Annotated in this window: 12 protein-coding genes and 1 riboswitch; of the genes, 8 read left to right on the forward strand and 4 right to left on the reverse strand. The window is 47.9% G+C overall.

What is annotated here, in order from left to right:
• From bamA to lpxB, 8 genes are all read left to right on the forward strand, one after another.
• The coding region (gene bamA / locus QNK41_RS17950; RefSeq protein ID WP_319259602.1) for an outer membrane protein assembly factor BamA at positions 1–2136 on the forward strand (2136 nt) is incomplete at its 5' end.
• Positions 2137–2270: 134 nt separating this feature from the next.
• Entirely contained in the window at positions 2271–2807 is a 537-nt protein-coding gene (locus QNK41_RS17955) for an OmpH family outer membrane protein (RefSeq protein WP_319259605.1), read from the forward strand.
• A 6-nt stretch (positions 2808–2813) separates the two neighbouring features.
• Complete coding sequence (gene lpxD, locus QNK41_RS17960; RefSeq protein ID WP_319259609.1) at positions 2814–3866, forward strand: UDP-3-O-(3-hydroxymyristoyl)glucosamine N-acyltransferase; 1053 nt, start codon at positions 2814–2816, stop codon at positions 3864–3866.
• A 20-nt stretch (positions 3867–3886) separates the two neighbouring features.
• A complete protein-coding gene (fabZ, locus tag QNK41_RS17965) occupies positions 3887–4327 on the forward strand; it encodes a 3-hydroxyacyl-ACP dehydratase FabZ (RefSeq protein WP_319259611.1) in 441 nt (146 codons plus the stop codon).
• 1 nt (position 4328) lies between these two features.
• Positions 4329–5099 carry an acyl-ACP--UDP-N-acetylglucosamine O-acyltransferase gene (gene lpxA, locus QNK41_RS17970; RefSeq protein ID WP_319259614.1) on the forward strand — a complete coding sequence of 257 codons (771 nt, stop codon included), beginning with the start codon at positions 4329–4331 and terminating at the stop codon, positions 5097–5099.
• Positions 5100–5461: 362 nt separating this feature from the next.
• Complete coding sequence (locus tag QNK41_RS17975; protein ID WP_319259616.1) at positions 5462–6265, forward strand: LpxI family protein; 804 nt, start codon at positions 5462–5464, stop codon at positions 6263–6265.
• 33 nt (positions 6266–6298) lie between these two features.
• Positions 6299–7255, forward strand: a complete 957-nt coding sequence (locus tag QNK41_RS17980) for a Gfo/Idh/MocA family oxidoreductase (RefSeq protein ID WP_319259617.1) — start codon at positions 6299–6301, stop codon at positions 7253–7255.
• Positions 7256–7292: 37 nt separating this feature from the next.
• On the forward strand, positions 7293–8429 hold the full coding sequence (lpxB, locus tag QNK41_RS17985; protein WP_319259620.1) for a lipid-A-disaccharide synthase: 1137 nt from the start codon (positions 7293–7295) through the stop codon (positions 8427–8429).
• Between the two features lie 238 nt (positions 8430–8667).
• Here lpxB and QNK41_RS17990 read toward each other — a convergent pair whose 3' ends face one another.
• The 4 genes from QNK41_RS17990 to QNK41_RS18005 form a co-directional block, all read right to left on the reverse strand.
• The gene (locus QNK41_RS17990) at positions 8668–10566 is read right to left on the reverse strand and encodes a choice-of-anchor U domain-containing protein (RefSeq protein ID WP_319259623.1); all 1899 of its coding nucleotides are present in this window, start codon (positions 10564–10566) and stop codon (positions 8668–8670) included.
• A gap of 64 nt (positions 10567–10630) precedes the next feature.
• Positions 10631–10720: riboswitch (cyclic di-GMP riboswitch) on the reverse strand.
• A 411-nt stretch (positions 10721–11131) separates the two neighbouring features.
• A complete protein-coding gene (locus tag QNK41_RS17995; protein WP_319259627.1) occupies positions 11132–12490 on the reverse strand; it encodes a two-component system sensor histidine kinase NtrB in 1359 nt (452 codons plus the stop codon).
• Positions 12491–12593: 103 nt separating this feature from the next.
• Positions 12594–13799: a type II secretion system F family protein gene (locus QNK41_RS18000; protein WP_319259629.1), complete on the reverse strand. Its 1206-nt coding sequence runs from the start codon at positions 13797–13799 to the stop codon at positions 12594–12596.
• An 85-nt stretch (positions 13800–13884) separates the two neighbouring features.
• Positions 13885–14817, reverse strand: a 933-nt coding sequence (locus tag QNK41_RS18005; protein WP_319259632.1) for a radical SAM protein, incomplete at its 5' end; no start/stop codon positions are given.

Below are 14817 nucleotides of genomic sequence, written 5' to 3' on the forward strand. Positions count from 1 at the left end.
ATCGAACGGGTGATCCGGGTAAAAACAGGCGATGTGCTGCGTGCCGGCGAGCTTTCCAAAGACTTGAAAAATATCTACAAAATGGGTTATTTTGAGGATATTCGCGTTGAAGCTGAAGAGAGCGAAGGCGGGAAATTGATCGTTTTTCATGTCAAGGAAAAGCCAACCATTCGAAAAATCTCATTCAGCGGAAACCATGTATTCAAGGATGAAAAGCTTCGAGAAAACTTAAGCATCAGCACGGGTTCCATCTTGAACATCTTTACGATCAAATCCAACATCGAGCAGCTTCAGGCCATGTATAAAGAGAAGAACTATCACAATATAAAAATTACCTACACCATTAACGACAGGGATAATAACCAGGCGGATATTGAATTTGTTTTTGAGGAAGGGGAAAAAATAAAGATTAAAGAAATCACCTTCCAGGGTAACCGCACCTTCCCGGAAAAAAAGTTGAAAAAGCTCATCGGCACATCGGAAAAGGGTTTTTTCTCTTGGATCACTTCTTCCGGAGAATTTAATCGAGAAGATCTGGGTCAAGATGCTGCCCGCCTCATGGCTTACTATCACACCGAAGGGTTCATCCATGCCAAAGTCGCCGATCCGGTGGTCGACTTCGAGGACAAATGGATATTTATCACCTTTAAAATCGAAGAGGGCGAGCGGTTCAAAGTGGGCACCATTGACGTGGATGGAGACCTGATCCTCCCCAGGGCGCGGTTGATGCCCGGACTTCAGATTTTCAAAGAGCCATTCTTCAACCAGGAAACCGTCCGAAGGGATGTCCTTTGGCTGACCGATCTCTATGCTAATGCAGGTTTTGCCTACGCTGAGATTTCCCCATTGACGAAGGAAGATGCCGAGAACCTCTTGGTGGATATCACCTACTCCGCCCAAAAACGAGATAAGGTCTATTTTGAAAACATCGAGATCTCCGGCAACACCCGCACCCGGGACAAAGTCATTCGCCGGGAGCTTCGCATATTCGAACAGGAGCTATACAGCGGCAGCCGGCTCAAGCGAAGTGTGCGCAATCTCACCCGCCTGGATTTTTTTGAGGACATTAGAGTAGATACACCCAAAAGCAGTGCTGACGACAAGATGAATGTGAAAATCAACGTCATGGAAAAGCCCACGGGCACCTTCACCTTTGGCGCAGGATACAGCACGGTGGACGATTTCTTCGTGACCGGATCGGTTTCCCAGAGAAACCTTTTCGGTCGCGGGCATATTCTCAAGCTGAGCGGTCAAGTCGGCGGTGTTTCGGATTTGTACAACCTGAGCTTCACCGAACCGTGGATGTTTGACATTCCACTGTCCGGTTCAATTAACCTCTACCGCACCAGACGGGAATTTGACACCTACGATAAAACCAGCATGGGTGGGGGACTGGGAGTCAGTTACCCCATTTATGACTTTACGCGTGCTTCCCTAGCCTATCGATATGATGTTACGGACATTTCCGAAATCACAGATGATGCCTCAGATAATATCAAGGCACTAGATGGAACAAACGCCACCAGCGCCGTCACCACGGCCTTAAGTTATGATTCAAGGGATCGTGCCTTTAATCCCACACAGGGTCAGGATCACAACCTCACTTACACCTATGCGGGATTAGGCGGTGATATCGGTTTTAACAAGGTCGTGGGTGAGTTGGGCTGGTTCATCCCGGTTTACAAGGGTTTGGTCACTTTTCTTCACGGGAAATCCGGCTATGTGAGTGAGTTGGATGGTTACCTCCTGCCCGATTATGAAAAATTTTATTTGGGGGGGTTGAACTCAATTCGTGGTTTCGGTTTTCAGGACATCAATATCAAAACCGTGAACAGTGCCGGTCAAATTGCCGAGGAAGGTGGGGAATCCTTTGTCCAGTTCAACTTTGAACTCACCTATCCCTTATTTAAAGATCTGGGCATTGTCGGTGTTGTTTTCTATGACACCGGCAATGTTTTCGGGCCTGGCGATTCGATTGATTTGGGTACGCTGCGCCAGGCTGCCGGCTACGGCATTCGATGGTTTTCGCCCATCGGACCGATTCGCATTGAAGGCGGCCATATTCTGGACCCCATAGAAGAGTTTGGAGAAGATTCCAGTGTCAATTGGGAATTTTCCATGGGCGGGGCATTCTAGATGCGAAAATCACTTTAGCAGGCTGTTGAAAAACGATTTGGGACAACCATTCCCAACAAACATTTGTTTAAAACAGCTATAAAATGTTATACACTGTAGCTAAATTAATAATGAAGACGTGGAAAGGGGAACTTATGCGATTTGCAGGCAAATGGATAATCCTGACGGTTTTGGCTTTCTTTTTCGTTGGGGGATCAGGCTTTTGTGCGGATGTGGCAAAAATAGGCGTTGTAGAGTTCCAACGCTTATTTGAAAATTCAGACGCCGGAAAAGAGATAAAAGCAGAAATCACTACGCAGGGTAAAAAGATGGAGGCCGAGCTCAAGGAAAAGGGCGCTGAAATCGAGGAAATCAAGAAGCGCATAGAGCGCGAAGCCCTTGTGATGAGCAAGGAAATGCGCGAAGAGAAAGAACGTGAGTTCAGAATCAAGATCAATGATATTAAAACCCTGCAGAAAAAATATGAGGTTGATTTGCAGGGCGTTCAGAAAAAACTGATGGGCGGACTTCAATCTGAAACGCTGGAGATTATCGATGAGATCGGTAAATCAGGGGGATACCTCCTGATTATGGATAAACGTGGGGTGCTCTATTCACCAACCACCATCGATATTACCGATGAAGTCATTAAAAAATACAATGCCCAGTACGCCAAGAACAAAAAAAAGTAAGCCTAAATGTCGACAGTGCCCACTGAATATACACTTCAAGATATTGCCGAGGCAACCAATGGTGAAGCCGTTGGCCAAAAGGAGAAAAGAATTAGCGGCGTCGCACCCTTTGAAACCGCAAATTCTAATCAAATCACCTGCGCCGGCGGCAGCAAATATTTAAAGCGGATCGACGACGCGCGAGCCGGGGCCCTTTTCGTCCCCACGGGATTCAAGGCTCCGGGGAAAAACCTGATCGGTGTAAGCAACCCCCAACTGGCATTCGCCAGGGTGGTGGATTTGTTCCATCCGGCGGTTCAACCGCCCTCGGGTATCAGTAAAAGATCCGCCACGGGCAGTGGCCTGCATACAGGCGATGGGGTTTTTATAGGTGCGTTCGCAACCGTGGGCGACGGCGTGACGATTGGTTCTAATTCGATCATTCAAAATGGTGTTTTCATCGGGGACGGGGTGAGTATCGGAGATAAGGTGGTAATTCATCCCAATGTGACCATCATGACCGGTTGCCGGATCGGAAACCGGGTAACGATTCATCCGGGTACCGTAATTGGCAGTGACGGCTATGGTTTTGTACCGGATAGCGGGCGTTACCACAAAATCCCACAGATTGGCATCGTTCAAATTGATGATGATGTTGAAATCGGTGCATGCAACACCATCGATCGGGCGACCTTTGGCCGGACGTGGATTCAGCGCGGGGTTAAAACAGACAATCTGGTCCATATCGCACACAATGTGATTGTTGGTGAAGACAGCATAATTGTGGCCCAGGTTGGCATTGCCGGCAGTACCACGATCGGCCATCACGCCACACTTGCCGGCCAGGCAGGTATTTCCGGCCACCTGACCATCGGCAGCCATGTCACCGTAGGCCCGATGACCGGGGTAGGCAAGTCTATCTCAGACGGAGAAGTCGTCTCATCCGGCTCTCCATCGATGCCCCATAGAACCTGGCTGAGGGTTCAACGCGTCATTCCCGCTTTACCGGAAATGAAGAAAAAAATTGCCGCCCTGGAAAAGCAACTCACTGATCTGGAAAAACGCATTGATGAGCGTTGAGACAACGCGGAGGGCCGCTCATGGAAACGGTATTTGACATCAAGTCGATCATGCAGAACCTTCCCCACCGATATCCGTTTTTACTGGTGGACCGGGTGGTTGAGTTCGTTAAAAACGAGAGAATCGTCGCCCTGAAAAATGTAACCATCAACGAACCTTTTTTTCAGGGTCATTTCCCCGACATGCCCATCATGCCCGGTGTTCTGATTGTCGAAGCCATGGGACAAGCCGGTGGTGTTCTGGTCACCCAATCGCTTCCGCCGGAAAAACAAGGCAAGCTCATCTATTTTATGGGATTTGACGATGTGCGGTTCAGGAAGCCGGTCGTGCCCGGTGATCAGTTGATCCTGGAACTGGAAATGCTGAAGCTGAGATCCAAAGTCGTAAAAATGGCCGGTGTTGCCAAGGTCGACGGAAAAATTGTCGCCGAAGCGAAATTGATGGCCGCCTATGGAGACTAATATGATTCATCAAACTGCAATCATCAGTCCCGATGCAATTATCGAAGAAGGCGTCACTATCGGAGCATACTCAATTATTGGAGAAGATGTCACGATTGGCAAAGGAACATGGATCGGACCCCATGTGGTCGTTGACCCCCATGTAATCATCGGCCCTGGATGCCGAATATTTCAATTTGCGGCCATTGGCGCCATCCCCCAGGACCTGAAGTTCGGAGGGGAAAAGAGTTATGTAAAAATCGGACCCGACGTTACCATCAGGGAATTTGTCACCATTCACCGGGGGACAAAATCGGGTGGCGGAAAAACAGAAGTGGGTAAAAAATCCTTCTTGATGGCCTATACCCATGTTGCCCACGACTGCCACGTCGGGGAAATGGTGGTGCTTGCCAACAACACCACATTGGCAGGCCATATCACCATTGGCAATCACGCCACTGTCGGAGGCCTGGTGGCCATCCATCAGTTTGTCAGAATTGGCGATCATGCCTTTATCGGCGGCAAATCGGCCGTGGTCAAGGATGTACCGCCTTATGTCATTGCAGCCGGTGATCGGGCCATCTTACATGGCCTCAACCGCGTTGGCCTCAAACGCTATGGTTTTTCTGACCAATCGCTGTCCGCGTTGAAGAAGACCTACCGGATATTATTTCGATATGGGTTGACCCTGAACGAAGCCATCGAACGGGTACATGCCGAAGTGGAAATGGTGCCTGAAGTTGAAACCTTCATCAGATTTATCAAAGCCTCTTCCAGAGGCGTGACCCGGTAAATCCTAACCCGGACAAACCGGAAAAAATTGCAAGAACCTAATTTTAAATAACCAAAAACAAATCTCAAATAAATACCAAATTACAATAACCCAATCTCAAAAGAGGGCAATAACCAGCAGTTGATTGTCATTTTGATTTCCCCAATATTGATGATTGGAAGGCCCTATCTTCAAGACCATGCGGTTTGGAATTTTGAGTTTGGCTATTGTTATTTATTTGTCATTTGGATTTTGACTATTGTGATTTATCTGCTATTTGTATTTTGTTTTCTGACTTAAAAACAGGAATTTCAGGATTAAGATACTTTGTTAAGCGCCTAATGTTACACGATTGAATAACAACATCAGTGTAGACCCTTCCAATGGATGAAAAAATTGGACTCATAGCAGGGAGCGGCCAGTTCCCATTGCTTTTTTCTAAGACCGCCGTAAAAAAAGGGTTCTCCGTGTACACGGCGGCCTACGTCAACGAAGCAGACCCGGAGCTCACCCAACTATCAGAAAAAATTCAATGGCTGCACCTGGGCCAGGTCAAACGGCTCATCAAGTTTTTCAAGCAAAACGACGTCAACCGTGCAGTGATGTTGGGCGCTGTTCACAAGACGCGGATATTCACCGATGTGAAGCCGGATATGAAAGCCATTTCCATCATTGCCGGAATGCGGCACACCCACGATGATGCCATTATGCGTGCCTTTGCGGACAGTCTTGAAAAAGAAGGCATCAAGATTGAGCCCTCAACCTTTCTCTTGCCTGAGTTACTGGCCACAAAAGGTGTCTGGACGAACAGAAAGCCCTCCCGATCGGAAAAGAAAGACATCGCCTTGGGCCTTTCCATCGCAAGGGAAATTGGCCGGTTGGACATCGGTCAAAGCGTGGTTGTGGGTGGCGGATCGATCCTCGCCGTTGAGGCCATCGATGGGACCGATGCCACGATCAAACGGGGTGGTGCGTTGGGCAAGGGTGAAGCGGTCTTGGTCAAAGTCTGCAAGCCGAATCAGGATTTTCGTTTCGATGTTCCATCGGTAGGCATGAAAACAATCGAAATCATGAGGCATTCAAATGTTGGTGCCATAGCCATAGAGGCCGGCCGGACAGTTGTTTTTGATCGTTCGGAAATGATTCGCGCGGCAAACGAAAACAATATTTCGATAGTCTGCGTGTAATGAAAGATCTATTTTAATCAAATGGAACCGCTAATGGGAAATCTGCGCGTCGGTGTTGTAGGTGTCGGCTATCTGGGTAAATTCCACGCCCAAAAATACCACCATATGTCGGATGTGGATCTTGTCGGTGTTGTCGACACGGATGCGGTTCAGGCAAAAAAAGTCGCCGACGAGAACTGCACTGCCCACTTTCAGGATCACCAATCGCTTTTCGGAAAGGTGGATGCGATTAGTATTGCTGCGCCGACGCCTGTCCATTTTTCCATCGCAAAAGATTTCTTGAATCAAGATGTCGATGTCCTGATCGAAAAGCCGATAACCAGTCTTCTCGACGATGCAGATGAACTGATTCAGATTGCTGACACCAAGGGGTTGATCATCCAGGTGGGTCATTTGGAGCGTTTCAATCCGGCGGTTGTCCAACTGGAAGGAAAAATCGACCACCCCCGCTTCATCGAATCCCATCGCCTCAGTATCTTTCAGGGACGCTGCACAGATGTAAGCGTGGTTCTTGATCTGATGATCCATGATATCGATTTAATCTTGAACCTTGTCCGTTCAGAGATTAAAACCGTCAATGCTGCCGGTATATCAGTGATCTCCGGAAACATTGATATCGCCAACGCCCGCCTGGAGTTTGTAAACGGGGCCGTTGCCAATGTCACCGCCAGCCGGATTTCTGCCAAGAATGAACGAAAACTCAGGCTTTTTCAAAAAGATGCCTATATTTCAATCGACTTTGCCAACCATAAAATTACCCTTGTCCATCCTGATTTGAGTCAGTCCGATGGCATCATTCCCGGCATGACAATCGAGGAACTCAAATTTGACAAAGGCGATGCACTGGATGATGAGATTAAGTCCTTTGTGCAATCCGTCAAGCACCGTCGGTCGCCATTGGTAACTGGCCAGATGGGGCGCGATGCCCTGAAAACGGCGCTGACGATCATGACACAAATACAAGAAACCAGTCGGCACCTCATGTATTGATGGGAACCATCTAATTTTTATGCCTTTACCATGCATCATGATCATTGCCGGCGAAGCCTCCGGCGATATGCACGGCGCAAAGCTTGCCCAGGCTATAAAAAACCACTCAAGCAACGCGTTCCTTTTTGGCGTTGGCGGTAACGCCATGCATACGGAAGGTGTCAGACTAATCGTCAATGCGGGAACGCTTTCCGTTGTGGGCATCACGGAAGTACTATCCAGGCTGCCGACGATTTATCGGGCCATGACAACCGTCAAGAATGCCCTCAGCAAACGCAAGCCGGATCTGCTGATATTAATCGATTTTCCCGACTTCAACTTCCATGTCGCCGCTGCCGCCAAGAATCTCGGTATTCCGGTTTTGTATTATATCAGCCCCCAAATCTGGGCATGGCGCCAAAACCGAGTCCATAAAATCAAACGGCTGGTCGATCACATGGCCGTTATCCTGCCATTCGAAGCAGCGTTCTATCGCAAGCATCATGTGCCCGTCACTTTTGTGGGCCATCCTCTGTTGGACGGAAATATGCCAACACCTGACCGTCTGCCAGCAACAACGCACATGGAAAAACCGGTCATTGGACTGATTCCCGGATCAAGAGAAAAAGAGGTGACGACTCTGCTTCCGGTTATGCTCCAAGCGAGCAAAATTATTAAGCGCACCCAGCCAACTGCACGATTTTTGGTTTCATGTGCCGAATCCATTAATTCAGACTTGGTGTCAACCATCGTCAGTCAATATGCGCCGACGCTTGAGATAGAGATCGTTAGCGGTTCAATAGGCAGGGTATTTAAACAGAGCCAGATGGTGGTAGCGGCCTCAGGGACAGTCACATTGGAGGCCGCACTTTACGGCATGCCAACGGTTATCGTTTATAAAGTATCCCCCCTGAGCTACTGGATTGGCAAACATCTCATTAAGGTAAAGCATATCGGCATTGCCAATCTCATCGCTAAAAAAGAACTGCAGCCAGAGTTGATCCAGGACGATGCATCGCCCCAAGCCATCGCTGCTAGGGTGACCGGTATGATCAATAATCCTGAGCGGTTAAAGAAAAATAAAAAGGAACTTTTAGGCCTAAGGGATCTTCTCGGTGGTACCGGTGCTTCAGACCGGGTCGCCGGAATCGCATTGGACCTGATCCGACGGCCCGTATTCAGACGATCCACATAAAATCAGGGATAACGAAAAGTCCAACCCACTGATGTACACAATTTATTACCCCGCTTCCGAATCGGTTTATTGTTTTCTGAGAATCAAGAAAATATCGCAGATTAACCTGAGTAAACGATTTTTGGGATAAATCGGGCAGACCGTTTAAAAAGCGATACCCCTGAAGATGGTTCATCAGGGGTATCGTTAATTATCGAAACGATGTCGTTCAGATGATTCTCAACACCTGCCGTCGCTCCTACTTATTTTTGTTAATTTGAGAAGCTGTGACAAAAGAAATTCCCGCTACCATAAACGTCATGGCAATCAACATGGCAGCGCTTGAGTAAATAGAATCAAGCCAACCCAAATCTTGAATGCCGGCTGAGATAAAACATTGGTTTAAACCGCTGCCGCCGGTGGACGTTCCCCCCGTTGTCAGACTGGCACTGTCAGAGGTCATGGAATCCACATATGCGATTCCTGAGGGATCAACGATCACGCCATTTTCAACGCCGTCTTCATCGCCCATACCGCCATCTTCCAGAATCATTGTAACACTCTTTCTGTTTGGTGCAAAAACGGCATTTCCGTATACTTCCCAGCCGGTATCGGTGATATATTTGTACAGCTGCGCATCTTTGGGGACCCGGGTTGAGAAATGAATCTTTACTACTGCGGTTTTAACCCCATTTTCCAGATATAGTTTGAAACCAATCAGACCGAATCCCATCTTCACCGATTGGTCGGGAATCAAATCGGTTGCCAGCGATTTAACCGAAACCAGGGTGACATTATCAGAGATGACTTCGACACCGACGATGGTTTGACCCTCAATCGTGTTGACGCTCATAAGGTTGTCTTCAAGGGAATCAGCTACTCCGTTTTCGTTCACATCCACCGAATCACCGACCTCCTGTGCGTCCGGGATACCGTTATAGTTGGGGTCACCCGCACTTTCGGCTGCAATCGTCGTAAAGGTGGAGGGTTGAGACCAATCCGATGCACCATTACGGTCGTCGATGAACCTTACCCGCCAGTAGTAGGCGGTATCCACATCGAGCACCATTTCGCCAACCGAATAGGCGGTAAGCTGGATCTGGCTGGTTTCCTCCAAAACGAGTGTCGAAAAATCAGATTCAGTACTAATTTGCCATTGAGATTGGAAATGGTCATCGTGGTCAGTGTCAACATACATCCCGGAGACAAGCACGGGCGTGAGTTCAACACGGTCGATTTGAGTGACACTTTCGATAACCGGTGCATCAGGTGCAATATTGGTCGGGTCGCTCGCTGGATTGGTATCCGCATAAAATTCATCCAAATTGGTCAAGCCATCATTATCCGCATCCAGTTCGGCATCATTGATGAGCGGATCCAAACCGTAGGCGATTTCCCAGACATCCGTCATTCCATCGTTATCATCGTCCGGGTCTTGATTGTTACCCGTTCCGTCGCCATCATTGTCAGCCGATTCATTGGGATCGTTGGGAAACAGGTCCAGAACATCAGGTACATGATCACCATCGACATCAGTGCTCGAAGACTTGAGCACCCTGACAGTCATATTCGAAACCGAGCTGCTTTCATAATCATCGGTGACGGTCAGACTGAACGTAAAGGTTTCGCCATCCAGACCAACCACAGGCGCGGTGAAAGAGGCCTGAACGGACGAACGATTACTTATCGATATTCCAGCTCCACCGGTTTGCAACCATTGATAGCTATCAATCGTACCGTCGGTATCGCTTGAACCGGATCCATCGAGGGTTACCGATTCGCCTTCATATACGTCTTGATTCTGTCCGGCGACAGCCGTGGGCGCCTGGTTGGGCACAACGGCGGCGGGGGTGTATGAAACTTCTTCGGAGTCGGCGCTTTCCAGCGCACCATCATAGGCGCGAACCACAAAATGATAGGTAACACCTTCATTGAGCCCAATCAGCGTGCAAGTGGTATCGTCAATCTGCTTGAGGGGCAGATCGTATTGGTAATTCTGGGTGCCTGCCCTGGCGAAAACCCGGTAACCCTCCGGAGCCGGGACGTTGGCATCCCACCGCAGGGTTACATTCGCACTGTGAGCAAACGTCACGATGCCTGCAATGATAGCGATGGAAGTGAAAACAACCTTCAGATAGGATCGAGTGGATAGTTTCATATTGCATCTCCCAAATTGTTATGCGCCGTGCGACCAACAGCGAATTTGAGAGATGCTGTGTTCGCTCGGCAACCCTGCCGCCATGTCCAGAGGTTCTGGTGTTAGGCCGTTGGCTTTGCGTCACACCCTTTCGGATGCTTTGCCTTTATCGAGCTGATTACTTTTCAAATAACGTTGACTATTTTTCAAGCATAAACCGTACCATATGTTTAGGCACATCCACCCAAAAAATAGTTAAACCCTTGTACAGTGGTATCTTACTGAAATTAAATATATTTTAATCTTTTTTTTCTTTTGCTGTCATCGATCCGTGTTTTTTGAGCACGCATAACGAATAAGGTGTTATAATTAATGCACACATCATAGGCGATGACGATACATTACTGCACACAGATTCTAAACATTATGTTATCTAACTAATATTATTTAATATTTAATCGGGTTGGCGTTCTATTTTACAAGCAGGCGGGACCCTGTCAGTAAGGTAAAATGAAGTTCCAGTAATGATACCGGATCAATAGATCGTATCGATAGGACTTTGAAACGCTGGATGATAATTCAGCAGCTAAACGGTGGGATCGACCGGTTTGAAATATAAAGTAAAAATACTGCCCTGGCCAAGCTTGCTTTGCACATCCATTCGGCTGTCATAGGTTTCCAGAATTCGATATACGATGGAAAGACCAAGGCCGGTGCCGTTTGGCTTTGTCGTGAAAAAGGGGTTGAAGATGGTTTTTACCGTTTGTTCATCCATTCCGCAACCGTTATCGGTAATCGAAACCATGATCCGTTCGCTCCTATGCTTCTGTACAGATATCTTTATTCTGCCTTCATTTTCAATTGATTCGGCACCATTCAACAGCAGGTTCCAGAATACCTGACGGAGTTGCAGCGGATCAATCTCAATATAGGCATCTGAGATGATGTCTAAATCTACTTTAACCCGCAGACCGATTGACCCATCTTTTTTAAAGAGAGTTACCATTTCAGTCATGGCATCTGCCAAATTTACACATTCGGTCTGCCCGGCAGAGGGCCTGGCAAAAGTAAGGAAATTGTTAACCAAGCTACTTAATCGGTCAGTTTCTCTTAGAACAATCTGCACCAATCGCATATTGTCCTTGTTGTTTTCCATTTCACCCTTGAGGATCTGTATGGCACCCGACAATGAAGCCAGCGGGTTTTTGATTTCATGTGCCAGTCCGGCAGCCATTTCACCGATCTGCGCCAGGTTTTGTACCCTCCCAAGATGGGCTTCCATAGCCACCAGCTCAGCCTTGGATTGTCGTTCCTGGTCAGAAAGATAACCACTTAGAAATGCCACTGAAAAGCATGCAGCCGTCATAATAACGCATTTTTGTAAAACCTGGATACCTGATATCGCAGAACCAATAACGCTTCCACCATAACCAAATGGGTCAATGGTGCCATTTAATTCCAGAACCAGCAGCACGGCAAACTGGAAGCTGCATAATACCGCCACCAGAAGGCTGCCACGTTTAAATACAAACACACTGGAATAGATTACAACCACAAGGTATAAAAATGAAAAGACACTGGAATAACCACCCGTCACAAAAATGATCAGGGTGATGCACAAGGTGTCGATGGTAATCTGGCCGCAAATGATAAGGAGTTGGTATCGCTTGACGAGTGGCAACAGAGCGCCGTAGACGGCGGACATAAATACAATCACTCCGGCCAGACCGTATAGAATAGCAATGGGTTCGTCTTGGGGATCTAACTGGTTACCAACCTGATAAGCAAGGGTTGACCCAAGCAGCAAAAGCGCAAAAAGGAATCGTATTGACATCAACCAATTGAGTTTTCGGTTGAACGTCTCTCTATCGAGTTGGTAATTTGGCAAGAATTCAGTCAATACATCCTGGCAGCGTATCAAATGCAAGGGATGGTTGACAAGCATCAGCGCTCCGGGGAATAGCATACGAAAAAAAATGCGCCGGGCTTAGCACCGCCGACTCATATGAGCCACTTCCTATTAAGAACCGCTGGGACAGATCAGCGGGTTAAAGGGCGCCGGCCATTTTAAAAATCGGCATATACATGGCGACAACCAGCGTTCCTATCACTACACCTAAAAAGACAAGCATGAACGGTTCGATCAGCGACGTCAAATTGTCTACCGCCTGATCAACCTCTTCTTCGTAAAAATCCGCAATCTTCTCGAGCATGGCGTCAAGGGCCCCGGTGGATTCGCCAACGGAGATCATCTGGCATACCATGGCTGGAAATACCCCGCTTTCGGCCAGCGGATCAGCCATGGTGCGGCCTTCGGCGATTCCGCTCCTAACCGTATAGATTGCCTGCTCAACGGTTTTATTACCTGATGTTTTGGCGACGATGTCCAATGCCTCCAGGATCGCCACGCCACTGGACAACATGGTTCCCATGGTGCGGGTGAACTTGGCGACGGATACTTTGCGGATAAGCAAACCGAAGACCGGCAGTTTAAGCACCGTTGCATCAACCATTTTGTGGCCTTTTTCGGTCTTGTAATATTTTTTGAATGCGAAAATAAATATGACAATACCAATCACAATCCAGTGAATCTTCGATTTCACGAATTCACTCATGGCAACGACGATTTGCGTGATAGGCGGAAGCGCGCCCCCCATATCGTCAAACATTTGCTGGAATACGGGAATGACAAACACCAGAATGACAGCAACAACAGCAACAGCGATAATCATGGTCACAATCGGGTAAGTCATCGCGCCTTTGACCTGACTCTTCAGTCTTGCCGCTTTTTCCATGTATGCGGACAGCCGCCTTAAGATGGTATCGAGAATACCCCCGGCCTCACCGGCGGACACCATATTCACAAACAGATCATCAAACTGCTGGGGATACTTTTTCAAAGAATCCGCCAAGGTGGCACCGCTTTCCACCTGTTCCTTGATACTTTTCAGCATCTTCTTGAATGTCGCATTTTCCTGCTGCGCATGCAGGATATCCATACACTGAATGATGGGAAGTCCTGCATCGATCATCGTCGAGAACTGACGGCAGAACAGGATGACGTCTCTTTGGGTAACGCGGGGTTGAAGAAAAGCAATATTTTCGAAAAGATCCTTCGGTTTCTTTTTTATTTTGGTTGGGGTTATACGGAGCCTGTTAAGATTGGATCGAACCAGATCCTCACCGGATGCTTCCATCTCGCCTTTCTGGACGATATTGTTTCTGTTCTTTCCTTCCCATAGATAAATCGGCATAACTTCCCCCTGTATTCTAAAATGAGCCGCTGCCGGAGTCTTTTATTTTAAAATTAAATAATTTATTCAAATAAACATAATATTTTTAAGAAGCCTTGTAAAAAAGGCCTCGATCCATTGGTTTCATGATCAATTGGTTGGAAGCGACCAATTGATCCAGAACCGGTTGCAGCGTTTCAACATCCACCCCCATGATCTGTGACACATCCTGAACGGTGTAAGGTCGTCTGCGAATCGTCGAAACCAGACGCGTCACCAGGTCATGGTGTTGCATCTCCCCTGCAGGCGGACTGGGTTGATAATTGACAATTTCGGCACCTTTCAGAAAATCTGAAATATTTTTAAGCGCTTTGGGTTCAAGCGGGCTGACCCAGTCTTCCGCAGCCGGCCGATCAAGCGTGTTCAACAAAAGGCCATCGGCATCAATCCGTGCCAGAATTAATTTCATGGGTTTCAACGCCTCGTGAGAATCGTTCAGGCCCTTGACGGCAAAGTACTCTATCAGCAATCGCCCGCGAAACATGCTTCTGAAGGCAACGAGGCCATCAATGATCGAAGTCAGATCGAGTCTTGGATGAGGGCGATTAATCTGCATGAACTGGTCCTTGCCTGCGGCATCAAGGGATGCCATAACCACATCCACATCCTTGACCTGGCGTCTGACAGTCGATTGGTTGAAGAGCGTGCTGTTGGTCAGCAAGGCCACTTTGTATTGCGGATGGTCGGATTTGATAAATTGGACCACCTCACCAATCCCGTCGTTCAAGGTGGGTTCTCCAGAACCGGAAAAGGTGATATAATCGATTTTCTCATTCTGCGAAAGGTATAGATTCAATTCGTCCTTTACCCGATCCACCGATATGTATTCTTTTCTACACATGGTCAGGTGGGTCGTGGCGCCACACTCACAATATACGCAATCCAGGTTACAGGTCTTGTGGGGCACAAGATCCACACCGAGCGAAATACCCAGACGGCGTGATGGAACCGGGCCGAACAGGGTCTTGTATATCATTTT

It is taken from the genome of Desulfosarcina sp. (assembly GCF_033791525.1).
Lineage (GTDB): Bacteria > Desulfobacterota > Desulfobacteria > Desulfobacterales > Desulfosarcinaceae > Desulfosarcina.

Coding starts and splice junctions, on each gene's coding strand:
- fabZ (WP_319259611.1), top strand. CDS start 3,887: ATGGAAACGGTATTTGACATCAAGTCGATCATGCAGAACCTTCCCCAC.
- QNK41_RS17980 (WP_319259617.1), top strand. CDS start 6,299: ATGGGAAATCTGCGCGTCGGTGTTGTAGGTGTCGGCTATCTGGGTAAA.
- lpxB (WP_319259620.1), top strand. CDS start 7,293: ATGATCATTGCCGGCGAAGCCTCCGGCGATATGCACGGCGCAAAGCTT.
- QNK41_RS17990 (WP_319259623.1), bottom strand. CDS start 10,566: ATGAAACTATCCACTCGATCCTATCTGAAGGTTGTTTTCACTTCCATC.
- lpxD (WP_319259609.1), top strand. CDS start 2,814: ATGTCGACAGTGCCCACTGAATATACACTTCAAGATATTGCCGAGGCA.
- QNK41_RS17995 (WP_319259627.1), bottom strand. CDS start 12,490: ATGCTTGTCAACCATCCCTTGCATTTGATACGCTGCCAGGATGTATTG.
- QNK41_RS18000 (WP_319259629.1), bottom strand. CDS start 13,799: ATGCCGATTTATCTATGGGAAGGAAAGAACAGAAACAATATCGTCCAG.
- QNK41_RS17975 (WP_319259616.1), top strand. CDS start 5,462: ATGGATGAAAAAATTGGACTCATAGCAGGGAGCGGCCAGTTCCCATTG.
- lpxA (WP_319259614.1), top strand. CDS start 4,329: ATGATTCATCAAACTGCAATCATCAGTCCCGATGCAATTATCGAAGAA.
- QNK41_RS17955 (WP_319259605.1), top strand. CDS start 2,271: ATGCGATTTGCAGGCAAATGGATAATCCTGACGGTTTTGGCTTTCTTT.